This window comes from Pseudomonas sp. WC2, assembly GCF_050586545.1.
Classification (GTDB): Bacteria; Pseudomonadota; Gammaproteobacteria; order Pseudomonadales; family Pseudomonadaceae; genus Aquipseudomonas.
This window is the reverse complement of record NZ_JBOBDR010000002.1, coordinates 1-17,379: the sequence shown is the minus strand read 5'-3', so window position 1 is coordinate 17,379 and position 17,379 is coordinate 1. Positions and strand designations below refer to the sequence as shown.

Genomic DNA, 17,379 nt, shown 5'->3' with positions numbered 1-17,379 from the left:
CGGCCTTACAACTGCCAGGAACCGATATCGGCATTCACGCCGTCGCCGTCTGGCTGACCATCAGCACCGAGACTGAAGATGTCGATCTCGCCGTTGGCACCCGGATTGAGGTACTGATATGGACGACCCCACGGATCGTTCGGCAAACGCTCGAGATACGAGCGCCAGTTGCTGTTCTTCGCATCCGCCGGACGCTCGACCAGCACTTTCAAACCCTGATTCATCGACGGATAAGTGCCGTGATCGAGGCGATACAATTTCAGCGCCTGCATCAACCCACCAATGTCCTGCTTCGCCGCCGTCGCCCGCGCCTGATCCGGCCGGTCGAGCACCTTCGGCACCACCATCGCCGCCAGAATCCCCAGAATCACCACGACCACCATGATCTCGATCAGGGTAAAACCCCGCTGACCCCGGGGCTTGCGCGGCAACGGTTGAAGCGGTGTGCACGGTGCGATATCCATCTCGACATTCCCTGGCTAGATTCGATTCGACGCGCAGTGTTGCAAGAAGATATGTCAGGGATGTTGAAAATCCTCGGGAGTTTTCGTCGTCAAGCCGTCAACGACGCGGGTTAGCGTCGAGGGCTGTGCTTTGGCGTTGGGCCACTTATGCGAGCGCGTTCCCGAGAACGAGGTTTCACCCTGATTGAAGTGCTGGTGGCCCTGGCGATTATCGCCGTGGCCATGTCCGCAGCTGTGCGTGTGGCAGGGTTGATGACGCAGAGCAGCGGGGTTTTACGGGATCGGTCGGTGGCGCTGATCGCGGCGCAGAGTCGGATGGCGGAGTTGCGGCTGGAGGGGAAATTGCCGGTGGGAATGAAGGCTATCGATTGCGATCAGGGCCGCTTGTTGTTGCGCTGCGAACAAGTGATTGCCGCAGCCGAAAATGGCCGCCTGCTCAAAATCGCCATCCAGGTATTCGACCGCAACCAGGACGTCCCGCCACTGGCCAAACTAGAAACGCTACTAAGCCGCCCAATGTAGTTCCAGCCTCCACACGATACCTATGAGCACCACAAAACCCTGTGGGAGCGAGCCTGCTCGAGAAGGCGCCAGCATGAACACCCGATCAATCAGCAAGTGATCCGACGGCGAAGTCCTGCGCGATGATTTACGCCGAAGCAACTATTCAATCGGACGCATCCGAATCGCCCAGACCCACTACCGGAATTTGCCATGAGGGTTTCTTACCACTCTGGCTATCAAACGCCCGACGCGCCTCGCGAAAGTCCTCGACGTGCTCCACAACCCAAGTCCAAATCGGCGACATGCGGACCAACAACTCCATACCCAACGGCGTCAGCTCGTACTCGACATGGGGCGGCACTTGATCGAGCTCGCGCCGTATCAGCAGACCATCGCGTTCCAGCGCTCGGAGCGTCTTGGTCAACATGCGCTGAGTCACACCCGTCATCTGCCGCTTGATCTCGGCATGACGCATCGTGCCGTAAACACCGAGGGCATGCAGGATACCCAGTGACCAGCGGCTACCGGCGTGAGCCAGGACTTCGCGCCGCACGCCATCATCGTCTCGTCTTAGCGTCTGGCAGATCGCTTCTGCCTGGCTAAGGGCTTCCTCATCGGTCATTTTCCCCCCTGGTATCACGCGTGTGCCTTCTTCTGAGCGCTGCGCAATCGTGCCAGCATCGCCAAATCATACAGACGACGGATCTCAGGAGACATCATGACCCAAGCGACCCACCCTTCCCCACAATCCATTCTCGTACTCGGCGCCGGAGAACTCGGCCTGCCGGTGCTGCGCAATCTTGCACGGGTAGCCAAGCGCTCGCCCGGCAACACCATCAGCGTCCTGCTCAGAGGTTCGACCATCAACACGCAAGCCCCTGAGAAAAAACTGGAAATCGATGAACTGCGCAGTCTGGGCATCCACCTGGTCGCTGCAGACCTGGTTAACGACTCCATCGATCAACTGGCAACAGTCTTCGCAGCATTCGACACCGTCATAGGCTGCGCAGGCATGGTCGCCGGCCGCGAAACGCCAATGAAACTGGCGACAGCCGCGCTCCAGTCCGGCGTAAGGCGCTATTTCCCTTGGCAGTTTGGCGTCGATTTCGAAGTGATTGGCCGGGGCAGCCCGCAGGATCTGTTCGATGCGCAACTCGACGTGCGCGAGTTGCTCCGCGCCCAAGATAAAACCGAATGGGTAATCATCTCGACCGGCATGTTCACCAGTTTTCTGTTCGAGCCGATATTTGAGGTCGTCGATTTTGAGAACTCCACCGTCAACGCCTTGGGCAGCCTGGAAACCAGCGTGACCCTCACCACACCAGAGGACATCGGTAAGCTGACAGCCGACATCGTTTTCTACCAACCGCGCTTTCGCAACGAGATCGTCTACCTGTCTGGCGACACGGTGACGTATGGGCAGGTGGCGAGCCTGCTTGAACGAGTGCTCGGGCGACCGTTCAAGCGTAACGTCTGGACGGTTCCGTACCTGATGCAGGAACTGGAAAAAGACCCCACCCACCACATCAAAAAATACCGCGCCGTATTTGCCCAAGGCAGAGGCGTGTCGTGGCCTAAAGCGGGGACGTTCAACGAACGGCAGTCGATTGAGGTGACTACGGCTGAACAGTGGGCTCGGGATAATCTGGCAGTCGATTGATGCAAAGAAAGTGACCCGCCATTCGCGGGTAACCGAGGCGCGAACAGCTTCTTGAAATTTATCGCGGCTGAAATGCCAGCGCACTCCCACCTTGGAACACGCGCAAAGGTGGGAGCGAGCTTGCTCGCGAAGGCGTCAGAAGAACACCCGATCTATTACCGGGTGATCCCGACACCCGCATCACTCCGGCAATTGCAAATTATCCAGCGCCCGATTCACCGCCAACTCTCCGAGCACAATCCCCGGCATTTTCCCCGCAAGAGCAAATCGCGTAGCCTCCTGCTTTTGCACAAACTCAATGCCCCCGCAAGGACGCACAGGACAACCCATGAACTCGACACAAGACTGGCTGGCTCGCTTGGCACGCAAGCAAGGACAGCCTTCCACTTATGAAGACTACCGGCGCAACGAAGCGCTGGAGGTACTCGCTCACTTCGGCAACACCGGCACATGGGCAGACGTGAGCAATCACTCCAATGGCTTCGTCCGGGAAGTCGCTGTGCGAGAACTGTGCAGCCAGCCGTCCCCCGAAGCACTCGCAGTGTTGATCGAACGTCTGAACGATTGGGTCCCTCAGGTTCGCGACTTGGCAGCGCAAGGGCTGAAACACTACCTGTCGTCTGCACATACCCAGGCATGGTTGTTCGCACTGGAACCCTTGATGGCATTGGCAGCGCAAAGCAGAGTCGACCACGGCCAGACACTGTCGACAGCTCGTGCAATGTTGCAATCGGTGGATTGCCGGGATGAGGTGTACGCCGAGTTTTCAAAACGCCAAGGCAAAGCCGCGCGTTACCTATTTACGCTGTTGCTCGAAAACCCCGAGAATTCCGAAACGCTGCTTCTCAGAGCATTGGTTCATCGCGAGTTAACCGTGCGGTTGATGGCGGTGACGGTGAGTCAGACCTTGCCGGCGGACCAGAGTCTGCCGTTGCTCCTTGAAGCCTTGCCACACAACGGTGGCAAGATCCGCGTACGCGTACTTTATGCGCTGCTGCCGCTGCTCGCCGACCCAAAACCTGTACTGCGCGAAGCGTTGTTGGATGCTTCACCGGGAGTCCGTAATCTGGCGATCTGGGCTGCGCTTCGTAACGACGTTGATGCGCACGCCGTCCTGACCGAGCGATTAAGTCAGCCTCTGCCCACGGCTAAACAACACTGGCTAGGCGTGATCGGCCTCGCCACAGAACTGGCTGTCGAGTTGCCAGAACGATGGCACACACCCGCATTGCGCTCGGCGTATGTCACCGTGCGTCAGGACGCGACGCGCCTGCTCCGCGAGGATCAACTGCCTGAACTGTTCGAGGCGCTCGATGATCCATCGGAGAAAGTATTTGCGGTTGCGATTGCGCAACTGGACAAAGTCACGTGGCCTCTATTGCGCAACGGATTGATGGCGAAACTTGATTGCGAGTGGCACGAGCTTACGTCAAAGCGACGCAGCGCCATTTTTCGCTTGGTCCCGACTTGGCAACAACTCGGTTACTTCTTGGAACGCCTCGACACAGGACAGGCCGGGCAAACGTATTGGCTCGGCCAAATCGATGCGTGGTGTGACTGGCAATATCTCGTCGTCGATCCGGTAACCTCCAAGACAGATCGCGCATCATGGCAGGAAAAGCTCCGAGAATTGACGGCAAAGGGGCTGATCCGCTCGGGTATTCGTTTGTCATGACCAGGCTCAACAGCAAAATAGGGACGGATTTATTTTCCGTGCTTGTCGCACTTACCTGCTTGGGTATCAGCACAGCATTTGCTGATGGTTCACAAGCGCCAAACGAAAAGCCCGGACCAGCAGGCATTATCGTCGGGGAACGTTTGGTGGCGGCCAAGTCCAAGCTAGTCGAACAAGGCTGGAAGCCAACGCCGATGCATACCACCGACGGCTATGAATACAGCGGCGTGGAGCGGGAGTTGGCTGCACGCAAGTTCATCGAACTGGATACCTGCTCTTTCGATAGCTCGCGCTGCATCTTGTATTACTCGAAGAAAGGCGCTTGCCTGCGGGTAGATACGATTGGTGAGCAGTTCAATAACATGGCGGTGACGCGATGGATTAGTGAGTGTCCTGAGGCGTCTCAATAACCAAATCAAGACGGCGCAGGACTATAGCCAACTCGCCCCCACAGGTTCCAGCGCCGAACACGATGTCCGTGACTGACATAAAACCCTGTGGGAGCGAGCTTGCTCGCGAAGGCGCCAGAATGAACACCCGATCAATCAGCAAGTGATCACGACACCCGCATCAATCGGGCAATTGCAAATTATCCAACGCCCGATTCACCGCCAACTCCCCGAGCATGATCAGCTGCGCAATCCCCGCCAGCGCATGGCGCTGCGATGCCGGCAACAGGCTGGAGACGTTCTGGGCGATGGTTTTGGCCGAAGCGAGTGTTGCACTGGCATCGACCAGCAGTTCTTCGGTTTTATTGTCCGCCGTCACGGCGTACATCCCACGGTTTTTACGTGGGGGCGGCGTGGAACCGGGTGGACAGAGGTAATGGTCGAGCGCGCGGTCGGCGGCTTCGTGGAGTTTTTTGGAATCGATGGATTCGTAGGGCGAAACCGAGGCGGTTTCAGGCGGGTTGGGTGTTGGTTTGATCATGAGTGAATCTCCAAATCATAGAAAAGGAGCCATCATCTTTCGCTACCAAACGAAGGGGTGGTGGCCATACGAAGGTTGGTAGACCGGTGACTTGGAGAACCGGCGCGCCCGAAGACGCCCTGCGCATGGCCACCATAAATACACAGCCTCAAAAAGGCCTGCATCGGGTGACGCTATGCGCCAAGTCTAAACCGGGCTACCAAACCCGATCGCTGATTCGTCAGCGACCGGACCACAATAGAACCCGCCCTCAAGGCGCACAAGCCGGCGGATTCTGGCGTAGCTGTAGGCAAAGGCGCAAGGATATGTAGCCTGAGAGAGTGTCCGGAGATGTCTTTTTAAACGTTGGTGTTTATCTAGACCTCATTCCGTCTCGGCCCCACGACAGATCCGTCCCCTGCCCCAACAGACGAAAGAAAATGGCCGAGATTGCCAGTCGTAACTGACAACCTCGGCCATATAAACAGCGCTATTTCTTCCAGCACATATCGACGTCATCCTGAGTGCTCAGGTCTGTATCGATGCCCAACCGGTACCTACAGTAATCAATAATCCACCCCTGCTCCGCCGTCAGCCGTTCTACCGTCCTGATCTCTCCATCATTGGCGTGGATGTTGTAAAACTTCATCTGAAACGTGGAGTGCCTCTTGATGAAGACAATGGTTTCGATGTCACCGTCCTCAAGGGCTTCGTAGTAGCCGATGTAGAGCATAGTCACTACGACGAGGATCGCTGCGATTGAAAGCTTTTTCATACCTTTGGCGCCGGGGAGAGATGAAGGGCTCTAGCATTGAAAGGAGGCTGGTCGGATGCCAGTAAATAAATCAGTCCCCATTTTTTGCTGATTTCTTCTCATAAAAAAAGCGAGTCAGTTGTGCGATCCGCGAGCATAATGCCATCAGTTTTAAATTGAGGTCCTTCTACTCTCATCGGTGGACAGGTTTGCAGTTATTTCTCAAGGATGACTGAATTGAAATTGCTCAAGTCGCTATTCGAAAAGGTGCTCAACACCAAGAAAATCAGACGCGCCCAGTGGTTACTCTCTCGTGATGAGGCGACTCCCCAGACGTTCCTTGACCTTACACCGGTTGATAACGCAGACATCGAGGGGCTGTATCGGAAAGCTCTGGATTTCGCTATGCGGAGTCCCTCTATTCGGAACGTTGCGCTGACAGGCCCTTACGGGTCAGGAAAAACCAGCGTGATCAAGACTTATGAAAAGAATTCGCCATTTCGTTTTCTAAATGTCTCATTAGCAACCTTTAGCGATCCTAATATCAGCAGTGAGTTGGATTCTGCTCCTACTTCAGATGAAGTCACCGTTAAAGTCGAACGAAGCATTCTGCAGCAGATGCTATATGGTGCCGATACTCGAACCTTGCCCTACTCAAGATTTAAGCGGATAACCAAACCAAGTTGGCTAAGTCTTAATGCTCTAGGGTTCGCTTTCTGGATCGTCGCATGTGGATATATCTATCGCGAGCGCGACACCATCTTGACCGTCACCACATTAGATGATGTAAAGCCTCTATGGTTTTTTACATGCTTATATGCTTTTTCGTATTTCGCGCAGCTCATTTCCCTTTCTTTGAAAGCTTCACACTCACTTTCGGTTAAAAAACTGTCGCTGCAAAACGGTGAGGTCGAGCTAGACGGCACACCGGAAAGCTCAATCTTGAATAAGCATCTGGATGAGATCATATACTTTTTCGAAGAGAATGATTACGACGTTGTAGTTTTTGAAGATCTTGATCGATTCGGTAGCCCTGAGATATTTATCAAATTAAGAGAAATCAACAAGATCATCAATGACCGGCCTAAACGCAAATGGATGCTAGATCGTTTAAGACAACCTCAACCACTGAAATTCATATACGCGATTAAGGACGATGTATTCTTCAATAAAGATCGAGCAAAGTTTTTCGACTTCATTACACCAATTATTCCGATCATAAACAATTCAAACTCGAGAGAGATGTTCGCCAAGTGCATATCATCCAGGGGCAACAATATTGACAACCGTTTTTTGAGCGAAGTCTCTTTGTACTTGGATGACTACCGACTAATCAAGAATATCAGCAACGAATTCTTGGTCTACCAAGACAAAGTTGGTGGCGTGCCGAACCCAAATAAGTTATTAGCAATCATTGTATATAAAAACACCTATCCAAAGGACTTCGAAGCTTTACATCATGGCAAAGGTGCCTTGTACAACATTGTTGGTCTGCGAGCCGAATTAATCGCGAAAGCAGCTGCTGACACAGATATTAAAATTGATAATCTTAGAGCATCGATTTTAGAATCTGAGACTGAATTATGCTCAGCGCAGGAGGACCTCGTTCGGATTTTCTGGGGACAACTCTGTGGAAGCAATTCAGCTCATCAGATTAATGGCATCTACGCAGACTCCCAAATTTTGACTATGGAAGAATTATTTGACTGGGATAATTTTAAAAAAATATTTAAAGAAAATCCAATCTACATAAATGGCATGTTCGTTCCGAATAGTTACTTCTACGGCCAGCCGAACCAAAATATCTCGCTTGGAGTTTCTTTCCGCGAAATAGAGAACAAGGCGACACCTGGATCAAAGTTTGAGGCAAGAAATGAAGCAATCAAGAACAAGAGCGCAAAGCGCCGCAATCAATTGAATGTCGAAATTTCGAATCTCAAAGAAGAAAAAGCAGAGCTCGCCAGACAGCCTTTACGGCAATTACTGATTCATGCGAACGAAGAGATTGATGCTGCAATCGCAGATTCTGAAATTAGCGATTCGCGACTTTTAAAATATTTAATCAAAAACGGTTTTTTAGACGAAACCTACCATCTGTACATTTCAATTTTCCATGAAGGTCGAATGTCACGAAATGACTGGAACTTCATCCAAATGATTCGTGACTTCAGACCTGTAGATCCAAATGCACAAATCGACAATCCTCGCGAGGTTGTCGCAGAGATGCGTGATGAAGATTTCGGCGCAGAGTACGTACTAAACGTCGCACTTATGGATTATCTTTTGTCTACAAGTGTGGCTAATTCCGCGAAAATCCGCGGTGCGATTGAGTTTGTGGCAAAAAATTTTGCCGGCGTAGAAGACTTTTTCCAAGCGTATTGGCTGTCCGGGCGGGTAGTCGATGCGTTCACGAGAGAACTATCAGCGCAATGGAGTGGTTATGGCGTCGCATCTATAGAGAGCGATCAATCGTATAGGCATATTGCTAAAATCTTATCCTATGTAGACCCCTCTTATATAGCACAGAAAATGAACACCAATAACGCACTAAACCATTACCTATCAAACAATAGCGCGTCAGTATTCGCCGAAAATATTTCTTTTGCTAATGGATACCAATCACTTAAGTTGATGTTTGTGAAACTTGAAAGCCTTCAAGAATTACGCCAACTGGAAGAATTGGCCGCCTACGCATGCCAGAACTCCCTATATAAAATAACCGAAAACAATATATATTTTGCGCTATTAAATATTTCTCACAACAACACTACAACCGACACCGCACAACTTGATTATCGCCAAGCAATCTACACAACTATCAATCTCGCGCCCGACCAGACGATCAATGAGTATATTTGGAAAAATATAAATACCTTCCTTGAGGATGTGGCACTAACAACAGAAGAAAACATTAGCGAATCGAGGGAGGCACTGATAAAAATCATTAATCACCCCGAGGTAAATCAAGAGCTAGCAACTCAATATGTATTACGGCAAACCTGCATATTCCATCGCTTTACCGACATACCTAACTTCATGCGGGGAGAGCTACTCTTCAATAAAAAGATTAGCATAGAATGGGAAAACATTACTGAGTATCACCGGTCCGTGGATGTCGACCTTACTCGTCTAAATGTCTTTTTGAGCGACAATGAGGTGGTCGATGAGTTGGCGAGAATTCAAATTCCTTTGACCGATGATGACGACGAGAGCGGAAAGGCGATTTCTCGATTCATTATCAATAATACCGATATAGAGATTTCAAGTTTTGAAAGACTATGCGCTTGCTCTCGTTATCTTTATAACGGATTCCCTTCAGATATGGCCTTGGACAGAAAGCTGATCTTGGCTCGCATTGGAAAGATCGCTCTAAACAAAGATTCGTTTACAGAAGCCTCTGAGTCACCGCTACTTAAAGCAACACTGATCAAAACAAATTTTGCCAGTTACATCAAGCAGATGGACACATACCCCATTGACCTTGATGTAAAACTAGAGCTTTTTGCGCTGTTTCCAGACAGCAGAAAATCGGAAATTGTGAAATGGATAAAACTGGAGGAACTACAAGGTAACTCAGGCGCAACAAACAAAATCGCGCTATATTTATCTGCTGAAGGGTTGAGCATTGAAGGTTATAGTCGAGAACTTGCATTTCACTGCTTAATGAATGCCTCTTCACAGAGGGTGGCAATAAACTTACTTTACAACTTCATTCACATACTTACGAATGAAGAAATTGCTGACGCATTAAACGCAGCACCAGAGCCGCATTGTCAATTCGTAAAGCCCAACACACGCCAGAAGATACCTAACAATGAGAAAAACATGATATTTGTGCTAGAGCTAGAGCGCCGCAGGATTATTTCTTCTGTCAGCGTTGAAGGTTCATTCATTCGCGTAAATGCATTCCGCAAGGGTATTACTAAATTCCTTTTAGGCGATCATTGAGTCACCACACATTCGTGGCGATATCCGAGTTATTACTTTTGGCCAGTAGCGGACATACATGACGATCCGAAACTGGCCAAAAGAAGACACATACTCCGGACTTGTTCTCTCTTTTTGAAGGCGATTACACTAGCATCCAACTAAACTTCAAACATAAATAATTCAATCCTAAAAATCACGGCCTCACCAACCTAGGCAACACCACCCCCTCCGCCAACCTCTCCACCTCCAACCTCACCCTCTCCCCACCCTGCTCAATCACCACCGCATCCCCCTCCACCGCGACCAACTTCACCCCAGGCCCAACCCTCTCCCCCGGCAAAAAACTCCTAGGCGGTCCATCGTTCAAACTCAATATCGCCACCGCCGCCGAACCACCCGCCATCACTCCACTCACCTTGATATCCACCGGCGCCATCTGATTGGAAAACCACTGCAACGCCGGGCTATCACTGCGCGCCGCCAGCAATTGCGGAGCCACTGCCGGAGTTTGGGATTCGGCGGTGGTCAGTAGCAGCGACGACCATGTCGCGACGCCGACCAGTGCGGCGAGCAGGGCGAGGGCCTGGACCATTTGCGGTGGGGAAATGCGTGTGGCGAATGTCATGGGCTGAATCTCCTTTTTATCCCTGTGCTCAGCCTACGCGGCAATTCTCTCCGTTTTATTTCACACGCCTTACATGTTCGCCGTGCACTCTGGAAATTGACGCAAAGGAGCGCGCAATCGATGAACGTGGGCAAGCAACAGGGCTTCACTCTGATTGAGCTGATGGTGGTGCTGGTGATCATTGGGATCGCCAGCGCGGCGATCAGTCTGAGTATCAAACCGGATCCGCTGCAGTTGCTGCGCAAGGATGCCGAGCGCGTGGCGCAGTTGCTGCAGGTGGCGCAGGCCGAGGCGCGGGCGGATGGTCGGGTGATTGTCTGGTTGAGCGATGCCAAGGGGTTTCGGTTTAGTCGGCGTGGGGACGGTGGCAAGGGGTTTGATCATTTTGCGCAGGATCAGCAGTTGCGTCCGCGTGCTTGGCAGAGTCCGAAAATTGATGTGCGGGTGGAGCCGAAGCAGCGGGTGGTGCTGAATGCTGAGTGGATCAATCCGCCGCTGCAGTTGACGTTGTCGGATGGGTTGAATCGGTTGAGCGTGGTGCGCGACGGCGCTGGGCGGATCAGTATCCAATGAAGAATCAGCACGGTTTTACTTTGATTGAGGTGATGGTCGCGATTCTGCTGATGGCGGTGGTGAGTGTGATTGCCTGGCGGGGGTTGGACAGTGTGACTCGGGCTGATGGTCATTTGCAGGCGAGTGGTGAGCAGAGTGACAGTTTATTGCGGGCGTTGAATCAGTTGCAGCGGGATGTGGAGATGCGCGCGGGCATTGAGCTGACGGAGCCGAAGAAGGTTGGCGTGGATGATGAGCCGCTGACGGCGCCGCCGGCGGTTACTGTGCGGAGCAGTGACAGCAAGGGGTTTCGGCTGGATGTGATTCGCAGTGCGGCGGATCAGCCGGGGGCGTTGCAACGGGTGCGCTGGTGGGTCAAGGGGGACACGTTGTATCGGGCGGTGGCTGAGGCGCGGAGTCGGTATCCGCTGCCGGCGCCCACGGCTGGGGTGGCGGTATTGGATGGGGTGAGTGATGTGCAGGTGCGGGTTTGGGAGGTGGACCGGGGGTGGCGGCAGTTGAGTGGGAATCGGCGGGAGGATCCGTTGGGGTTGGAGATTCGGTTGAGTCGGGAGACGGCGCAGGGGGTGGAGCGGTATCGGCAGGTGATTGGGTTGTTGGAGTGAGGTTTTGATTCGTTTGATCTGTGGCGAAGGGTTCTGCATTTGGATTGGGTGGAGTCAGTTAGGGATGGGTTGAGTGGCAGGCCGTCATCGCTAGCAGGACTGGCTGCCACAGGGAATTGCTTGTGAACACAGGATTAGGGTGGGAGCTAGCCCTGCTGGCGATTGGGCCGGTACATCCAACAGTAAAATCAGCTAAGAACGACGACCCCGCCAGGCAGCTCGGTGAACTTGACGCCGTAGGCATCGCGGATCAGCAGTGCAACGCCAGCAAGTTGATCGAGGCTGAAGCGGGCCTGGACTCGGCGTTGGCCGAGTTCGCGGTTGAGCAGCAGCAACATGCCGGGGCGGTAGCGGTTGATTTCGTCGATCATCTGGCTGAGGGTCGCGCCGTTGAACACCAGGATTTGCTGACGCCAGCTCACGACGGCAGCGGTGTCGACAGATTGAATAGCGCCAACCTGTCGCGCGTCGTAGGTCACTTGCTGCCCCGGTTGCAGGCGCAAACTCCGCCCTTCGACGTCAACTTCAACGGCGCCATCAAGGCAGGTCACGCACACCTGTTGATCGGTATTGCGCAGGTTGAAACGCCCCTGACTGGCGCGCAACCACCCTCCTCCCGCCTGCATCGCCAGGGGCAGGCGCGAGGTCTGCACTTCGACTTCGCCGCTGACCAGTTCGAAGCCTTGCACGCCGTCGTCGACGGCACGCTGGTTGATCCGCGTCTGGGTGTTGAGCTCCAGCCTCACGCCATCGGCTGGCTCGATGCGCCGCTGCTGGCCGACTTCGGTGATGTAATCGGCGCCCAGCCCTTCGAAGCCACCGGGGATCGTGCCGCGCACCACAAAGAACGCTGCCGACGCGGCAATCGCGCCGCCGAGAAAAGCGCGCCGACCAAAGCCGCGCGGTGCCTGCAACGCCTCAGCCGCTGGCTTCAGGTGCTGCCACAGAACCTTGGCTTCTTCGAATGCCTGCGCATGTTCGTTGCTCTGCGCGCACCACTCGCGCAGCGCACGAGCGTCGGCGACGGTGGCGCGGCCCGACGTCAGCAGGATCAGCCAGTCGCGGGCTTCGCTGTGCAGATTTTCGCTGGCCGATGGCTCGGCAGGTCTCAGTCGAAAGATGTTCAAACGCGCAGATTCTCAACGGATTAATCGGGACACTACTCTGAAGACGGTTTTCCGGCCCCGCGACCGAACCGCTGAAACACTTTTCTTTCCAGTTTCGCGGCGCAATAGCTCAATGCGGCTTTGATTTCCTTTTCGACCATGCGCGTGGAGATGCCGAAACGCTGGGAGATTTCCAGGTGCGGCGCCTCTTCCAGGCGCGCAGCAATGAAGATCCTTCGCCGCCGTGCGGGCAGTTCGTAGAGGGCGCTGAGCAACGACTGGATTTCCTTTTGCCCGCCGACTACTCGCGCCGGATCCTGCGCCTCGTCGCTGATTTGCAGCAGTTCTTCGACCTCGCTGCCGGTGAGCAGGCGCGCGTCGGCCTGACGCCGGTCGGCGGCGATGTTGAGGGCGATGCGATACAGGTAGGCGTTGGGCCGCAGCAGATTGGGCGGCGTCTCCATGCGGTCGACCCGCAGCCAGGTTTCGTGCAGCACGTCGTTGGCCAGATCCTCCGAGCCCAGACGCCTGCGCAAACGCACCCGAAAGTCCTCGTAGGACGTCAGGAACAATTGGCTCATCGAGCCTTGTCCGGTGTCTTTCATCCCCCGGAAACTCCTTCCCATTTCGTGCATTCCATGCGTTTCCCTGACGACTCCGGTAACAACAGCAGCGTGACCGGCTGACGCAAGGCGCTGGGCGTCGGCCGGTCGATTTTGAGGTTGCGAAAGCTTTCCACCAGCGCGGTGTCACGCCGTACATCACCGGTCGAAGTGACCAACCGGTTGTGCTGCACCACGCCGTCGCGGCCGACCCAGACCTGCAACACCGCGCGATAACTGCCCGGACGGGTCAGCGCCGAGCGGCACAGGTTTTGCTCAATCGCCGCCTGCACGGCGGTGGCGTAACTGCGGCTGACGGCGGCGCTTTCCGGCGACTGCTTTGGCGTCGGCGTCGGCACGTCTTCCACCTGCGCCACTTGCAGGGTGAACGCGTCATTGCGCGCATACCGCGCCATCAAGCCGCTGCCACCGAGCAACCGGCGCAGGGCATCGGCGGCGGTGAACTCGCCGTCTACCGCGAGCGAGCGTCTGCCGCGACTCAGTTGGCTGTCGACCAGCACCGCAACGCCCGTGGCGCGGCTGTACTGATCCAGCGCCCGGGCCAGATCCTGCGCGGGAATGTGCAGCGTCATGCGCAAGTCCGCCGGCACCGGCTCCGCTGCCGCGTGACTTGCGAGCCAGCCAAGCAGCAGCCCCAGATACATCTGGCGCACACGCGTGGTCGAACGCTGAAGACCGTCCCTGGAACTGCCTCGCTGCACGGCTGACGTACCCCTGAAAACCGTCATCCTGAGGGCTGTTTATGACTCTGGTGTGACGGCCGGTGCAAAAAAACCATCACGGGAATTGCGCGAGGCTTGCACTAGACTCATGGCATAGCGCGGCCCCTTCGGGCCGGCCAGGAGGCCTGCATGAAAACACTGTGGAAATTGACGTGGGGCGCGATGCTGCTGAGCGTGTTCGCGAGCGCTCACGCCGAGCAACCGCTAGGTTGTGTGGACGTGACGGTCGGCGGTTACAAGGCGCCGAATTACGATTGTTTGAGTCAGCAGATGGGCAATAACCCGGATGGTGCAGCGGCTGCCGAGAAGAATCAGGAGGCGTTGAATGTGCCGGTGAACAAACGACCGCCGAATCAGGTGGGCCTCGCGACGCCAGCCGCTACCAGCACGCGGATGGGCAATACCTTTGGCACCTCGGTGAAACCGCAACGCCCACCGCAATGACACGCCACCGATCGTTCCCACTCTCCGCGTGGGAATGCAGCCCGGGACGCTCTGCGTCCCCTTCAGAGCCGAACGCAGAGCGTCCGTTGAGGCATTCCCACGCAGAGCGTGGGAACGATCATGGGGGGGCTCAATCGCTAGGCGTTTGGCGGAAGCTCACCGCGAGGCGATTCCAGCTGTTGATGGTGGTGACGGCCATGGTCAGGTCTACCAGTTCGCCCTCGCTGAATTGCTCACGCGCCTGCTGATAAACATCATCGGGCACATGACTTTCCGCCAACAACGTCACCGCCTCAGCCCAGCCCAACGCTGCACGTTCGCGGGGATTGAAGAAGTTGCTGTCGCGCCACACCGCGATTGCATACAAACGCCGATCACTCTCCCCGGCCCGCCGTGCATCCACCGAGTGCATGTCGGTGCAAAACGCGCAGCCGTTGAGCTGCGACGCGCGGATGCGGATCAGCTGCAGCAGCGGCTGTTCGATGCTCAAATTGCTGGTCAGCGCCTCCATGGCAATCATCGCTTTCATCGCCTTGGGCGAAGCGTTGTAGTAATCCAGACGCGGGGACATGGCGGCTCTCGGTAGACGGAATAATGAGTTCACCGTAAACGCCGACGCCGGCGCATTACAGCCCCAATTTCACGAAAAGCCGCCACACCAATAACTCCGCGAACTGATCGTTCCCACGCTCCGCGTGGGAATGCAGCCATGGACGCTCCGCGTCCACTGTGACGCAGAGCGTCACGGGAGGCGTTACCACGCGGAGCGTGGGAACGATCAAAACAGCCTCAATCACACCGCAACCCCCCTGTGGAGCCCTGCTAGCTCCCACAGGGGGTTTGCGCCAATTTCGGATATTTATTCCACGCAACTATTGCCGATCATCCAACAGCGGTAATCTGGCGGGCACGCCAAACAGCCTCGGGAGCCTCGTCGGTATGGAACTTCATGTCGTGATCAACGGCCGCAAGGACCTCGCCGGTCAGTTGTATCAACAACTGCGCGGGGCCATCGAAACCGGGCGTCTGGCCGCTGGCACGCAACTGCCGCCCAGCCGTTTGCTCGCCGAGCAACTGGGGATCTCGCGCAAGACCATTTCCGATACCTACGCACAACTGACCTACGAAAACTTCCTCACCGGGGTGATCGGCAAAGGCACTTACGTCAACGCGCGTCCGGCGCAGATCCAGCGCAAGCAAAGCCACACTGAACTGGCCGGTGCCGAGGTGATCGAGAGCTGGCGCAATCTGCCGGTGTTTCTGCGTCACCCGACGCTGGAAGGCTCGCTGCGCTACGACTTTATCGGCGGCGCGACCAGCAAGGGCCAGTTTCCTCAGGATGACTGGCGGCGCTGCGTGTCCCACGCGATGCGTCAGATGACCCAATCGAAAGGCTTCTACAGCGTTGCCGAAGGACTGCCAGCGCTGCGCAATGCGATAGCCCGGCACATCGCGTTTTCTCGCGGGATCAACTGTCAGGACGAAGACATCGTCGTGTGCAACGGCGCGCAACAGGCGCTGGACCTGATCGCCCGCGTGCTGCTTCGCCCCGGCAGTCTGGTGGCGATGGAAGACCCTGGTTATCCGCCGGCACGCTTGTTGTTCGGCACCCACGGCGCCGAAGTGGTCGGGATTCCGGTGGATGCCGAGGGTATTCAGGTCGAGCACATTCCCGACGGCACACGCCTCATCTATGTCACGCCGTCGCACCAGTTTCCGCTGGGCATGCCGATGAGCCACGCTCGCCGCGAAGCCTTACTGGCCCGCGCTCATGAGCTGGGTGCGATCATCATCGAGGACGATTACGACAGCGAATTCCGCTACGAAGGCCGGCCGACCGATTCGCTGTATAACCTCGACCAGCGCGGCATCGTCGCCTACGTCGGCACCTTCTCCAAAACCTTGTTGCCCGAGCTGCGCCTGGGCTATGGCATCCTGCCGCCAGCGATCATTGAAGCGGTGATTCGCGCCAAACAGCTCACCGATCTGCACGCCTCGACCCTGCCGCAGTGGGCGCTGGCCAAGTTCATCGCAGAGGGTTGCCTGCTCAAGCACATTCGCCGCTGTCACGCGATCTATGCGCAGCGCCGCGAACGGATTCTCGAGCGGATGGCGACCGATCTTTCACCGTGGCTGCAGGCCGTACCGGCGAGCGCCGGATTTCACATGGCGGTGTTCTGCAAGGTGCCCATCGACTTGCCGCTGCTGATAGAGCTGGCGAAGAAGGTCGAGGTCGGTTTGTACTCGATCAACGGCTTCTATTATCAGCAGCCGGCGAAAGACGGTTTGTACTTCGGTTTCGGCGCCATCGACACGCTGGACATCGATATCGCCCTGGATCGCCTGCGCGACCTCCTCCAGCAGATCGCCTGAGCCATTGGCCTCAGGATTTAACCGCCGATTGGTTATTGGTGTTCCGGGGGTGCAGGCCTATTCTGCACAGGCGTTATCCCTCAGTGAGCAGGATTCGTCCGGCCTGATTCAGGAGTGTGAGCAATGTCCAACGAAGTCATCAATACGGTTCAGGTGCAGGCTGCCGCCGGCCGCTCGGAGGAACTGGGCAGGCAACTGCAGAGAATTGTCGAAACCCTGCGCGCAACGCCGGGCTGCGATTCTTACCTGGTCGACCGCTGCCCCGAGGACAGCCACCGCTGGACGGTCAGCGCCCGCTGGCAGTCGGAAGCGGCGATGCAGGCGCATTTCAACCGGCCCGAGGCGCAGGGGTTTATTGACCTGATCGATAGCCGGTTGGCCAATAGCGTCGACTTCAATAGTTTCCCCATCG

General features: G+C 55.6%; 19 protein-coding genes. 10 read left to right on the top strand and 9 right to left on the bottom strand.

Features of this window, described 5'->3' with window-relative positions; all coding sequences use genetic code 11:
- Positions 1–5: 5 nt before the first annotated feature.
- Entirely contained in the window at positions 6–464 is a 459-nt protein-coding gene (gene gspG / locus ACQ4OE_RS02145; RefSeq protein WP_122590699.1) for a type II secretion system major pseudopilin GspG, read from the bottom strand.
- A 147-nt stretch (positions 465–611) separates the two neighbouring features.
- On the opposite strand from gspG, the gene gspI reads away from it, so the two are divergent.
- Entirely contained in the window at positions 612–986 is a 375-nt protein-coding gene (gspI, locus tag ACQ4OE_RS02140; RefSeq protein ID WP_430945505.1) for a type II secretion system minor pseudopilin GspI, read from the top strand.
- Between the two features lie 145 nt (positions 987–1,131).
- On the opposite strand, the gene ACQ4OE_RS02135 is transcribed toward gspI, so the two are convergent.
- On the bottom strand, positions 1,132–1,590 hold the full coding sequence (locus ACQ4OE_RS02135; protein ID WP_430945504.1) for a winged helix-turn-helix transcriptional regulator: 459 nt from the start codon (positions 1,588–1,590) through the stop codon (positions 1,132–1,134).
- Between the two features lie 96 nt (positions 1,591–1,686).
- On the opposite strand from ACQ4OE_RS02135, the gene ACQ4OE_RS02130 reads away from it, so the two are divergent.
- From ACQ4OE_RS02130 to ACQ4OE_RS02120, 3 genes are all read left to right on the top strand, one after another.
- Entirely contained in the window at positions 1,687–2,628 is a 942-nt protein-coding gene (locus ACQ4OE_RS02130; RefSeq protein ID WP_430945503.1) for an aromatic alcohol reductase, read from the top strand.
- Positions 2,629–2,956: 328 nt separating this feature from the next.
- Entirely contained in the window at positions 2,957–4,303 is a 1,347-nt protein-coding gene (locus ACQ4OE_RS02125; RefSeq protein ID WP_430945502.1) for a HEAT repeat domain-containing protein, read from the top strand.
- On the top strand, positions 4,300–4,713 hold the full coding sequence (locus ACQ4OE_RS02120; RefSeq protein WP_430945501.1) for a hypothetical protein: 414 nt from the start codon (positions 4,300–4,302) through the stop codon (positions 4,711–4,713). The genes ACQ4OE_RS02125 and ACQ4OE_RS02120 overlap by 4 nt, the downstream gene beginning before the upstream one ends.
- A gap of 160 nt (positions 4,714–4,873) precedes the next feature.
- Here ACQ4OE_RS02120 and ACQ4OE_RS02115 read toward each other — a convergent pair whose 3' ends face one another.
- Together ACQ4OE_RS02115 and ACQ4OE_RS02110 are read right to left on the bottom strand one after the other, a co-directional pair.
- On the bottom strand, positions 4,874–5,233 hold the full coding sequence (locus ACQ4OE_RS02115; RefSeq protein ID WP_430945500.1) for a DUF6124 family protein: 360 nt from the start codon (positions 5,231–5,233) through the stop codon (positions 4,874–4,876).
- Between the two features lie 469 nt (positions 5,234–5,702).
- Positions 5,703–5,987 (bottom strand): hypothetical protein, encoded by a 285-nt coding sequence (locus ACQ4OE_RS02110; protein WP_430945499.1) that lies wholly within the window; start codon positions 5,985–5,987, stop codon positions 5,703–5,705.
- A gap of 216 nt (positions 5,988–6,203) precedes the next feature.
- Here ACQ4OE_RS02110 and ACQ4OE_RS02105 point away from each other — a divergent pair, with 216 nt between their 5' ends.
- Entirely contained in the window at positions 6,204–9,914 is a 3,711-nt protein-coding gene (locus ACQ4OE_RS02105; protein ID WP_430945498.1) for a hypothetical protein, read from the top strand.
- A 175-nt stretch (positions 9,915–10,089) separates the two neighbouring features.
- Here the strand turns inward: ACQ4OE_RS02105 and ACQ4OE_RS02100 are convergent, their stop codons facing one another.
- Positions 10,090–10,521: a type II secretion system protein N gene (locus ACQ4OE_RS02100; RefSeq protein ID WP_430945497.1), complete on the bottom strand. Its 432-nt coding sequence runs from the start codon at positions 10,519–10,521 to the stop codon at positions 10,090–10,092.
- Between the two features lie 120 nt (positions 10,522–10,641).
- Between ACQ4OE_RS02100 and gspH the strand changes: the two genes are divergently transcribed.
- Positions 10,642–11,094: a type II secretion system minor pseudopilin GspH gene (gene gspH, locus ACQ4OE_RS02095; protein WP_430945496.1), complete on the top strand. Its 453-nt coding sequence runs from the start codon at positions 10,642–10,644 to the stop codon at positions 11,092–11,094.
- Entirely contained in the window at positions 11,091–11,699 is a 609-nt protein-coding gene (locus tag ACQ4OE_RS02090) for a prepilin-type N-terminal cleavage/methylation domain-containing protein (RefSeq protein ID WP_430945495.1), read from the top strand. The genes gspH and ACQ4OE_RS02090 overlap by 4 nt, the downstream gene beginning before the upstream one ends.
- A 188-nt stretch (positions 11,700–11,887) precedes the next feature.
- On the opposite strand, the gene ACQ4OE_RS02085 is transcribed toward ACQ4OE_RS02090, so the two are convergent.
- The 3 genes from ACQ4OE_RS02085 to ACQ4OE_RS02075 are packed head-to-tail and all read right to left on the bottom strand — an operon-like array spanning position 11,888 to position 14,072.
- Positions 11,888–12,826 carry a FecR family protein gene (locus ACQ4OE_RS02085; protein WP_430945494.1) on the bottom strand — a complete coding sequence of 313 codons (939 nt, stop codon included), beginning with the start codon at positions 12,824–12,826 and terminating at the stop codon, positions 11,888–11,890.
- A 32-nt stretch (positions 12,827–12,858) separates the two neighbouring features.
- The gene (locus ACQ4OE_RS02080; protein ID WP_122590675.1) at positions 12,859–13,410 is read right to left on the bottom strand and encodes an RNA polymerase sigma factor; all 552 of its coding nucleotides are present in this window, start codon (positions 13,408–13,410) and stop codon (positions 12,859–12,861) included.
- Positions 13,407–14,072 (bottom strand): secretin and TonB N-terminal domain-containing protein, encoded by a 666-nt coding sequence (locus ACQ4OE_RS02075; protein ID WP_430945753.1) that lies wholly within the window; start codon positions 14,070–14,072, stop codon positions 13,407–13,409. Before ACQ4OE_RS02075 ends, ACQ4OE_RS02080 begins: the two co-directional genes overlap by 4 nt.
- 207 nt (positions 14,073–14,279) lie before the next feature.
- Here ACQ4OE_RS02075 and ACQ4OE_RS02070 point away from each other — a divergent pair, with 207 nt between their 5' ends.
- Positions 14,280–14,594: a hypothetical protein gene (locus ACQ4OE_RS02070; protein ID WP_430945493.1), complete on the top strand. Its 315-nt coding sequence runs from the start codon at positions 14,280–14,282 to the stop codon at positions 14,592–14,594.
- 130 nt (positions 14,595–14,724) lie between these two features.
- Here the strand turns inward: ACQ4OE_RS02070 and ACQ4OE_RS02065 are convergent, their stop codons facing one another.
- Positions 14,725–15,165, bottom strand: coding sequence for a carboxymuconolactone decarboxylase family protein (locus ACQ4OE_RS02065; protein ID WP_430945492.1), 441 nt, complete (start codon positions 15,163–15,165; stop codon positions 14,725–14,727).
- Positions 15,166–15,533: 368 nt separating this feature from the next.
- Between ACQ4OE_RS02065 and ACQ4OE_RS02060 the strand changes: the two genes are divergently transcribed.
- Positions 15,534–16,967 carry a PLP-dependent aminotransferase family protein gene (locus tag ACQ4OE_RS02060; RefSeq protein ID WP_122590667.1) on the top strand — a complete coding sequence of 478 codons (1,434 nt, stop codon included), beginning with the start codon at positions 15,534–15,536 and terminating at the stop codon, positions 16,965–16,967.
- A 123-nt stretch (positions 16,968–17,090) separates the two neighbouring features.
- On the top strand, positions 17,091–17,379 hold a 289-nt coding region (locus tag ACQ4OE_RS02055), incomplete at its 3' end, for a putative quinol monooxygenase (protein WP_430945491.1).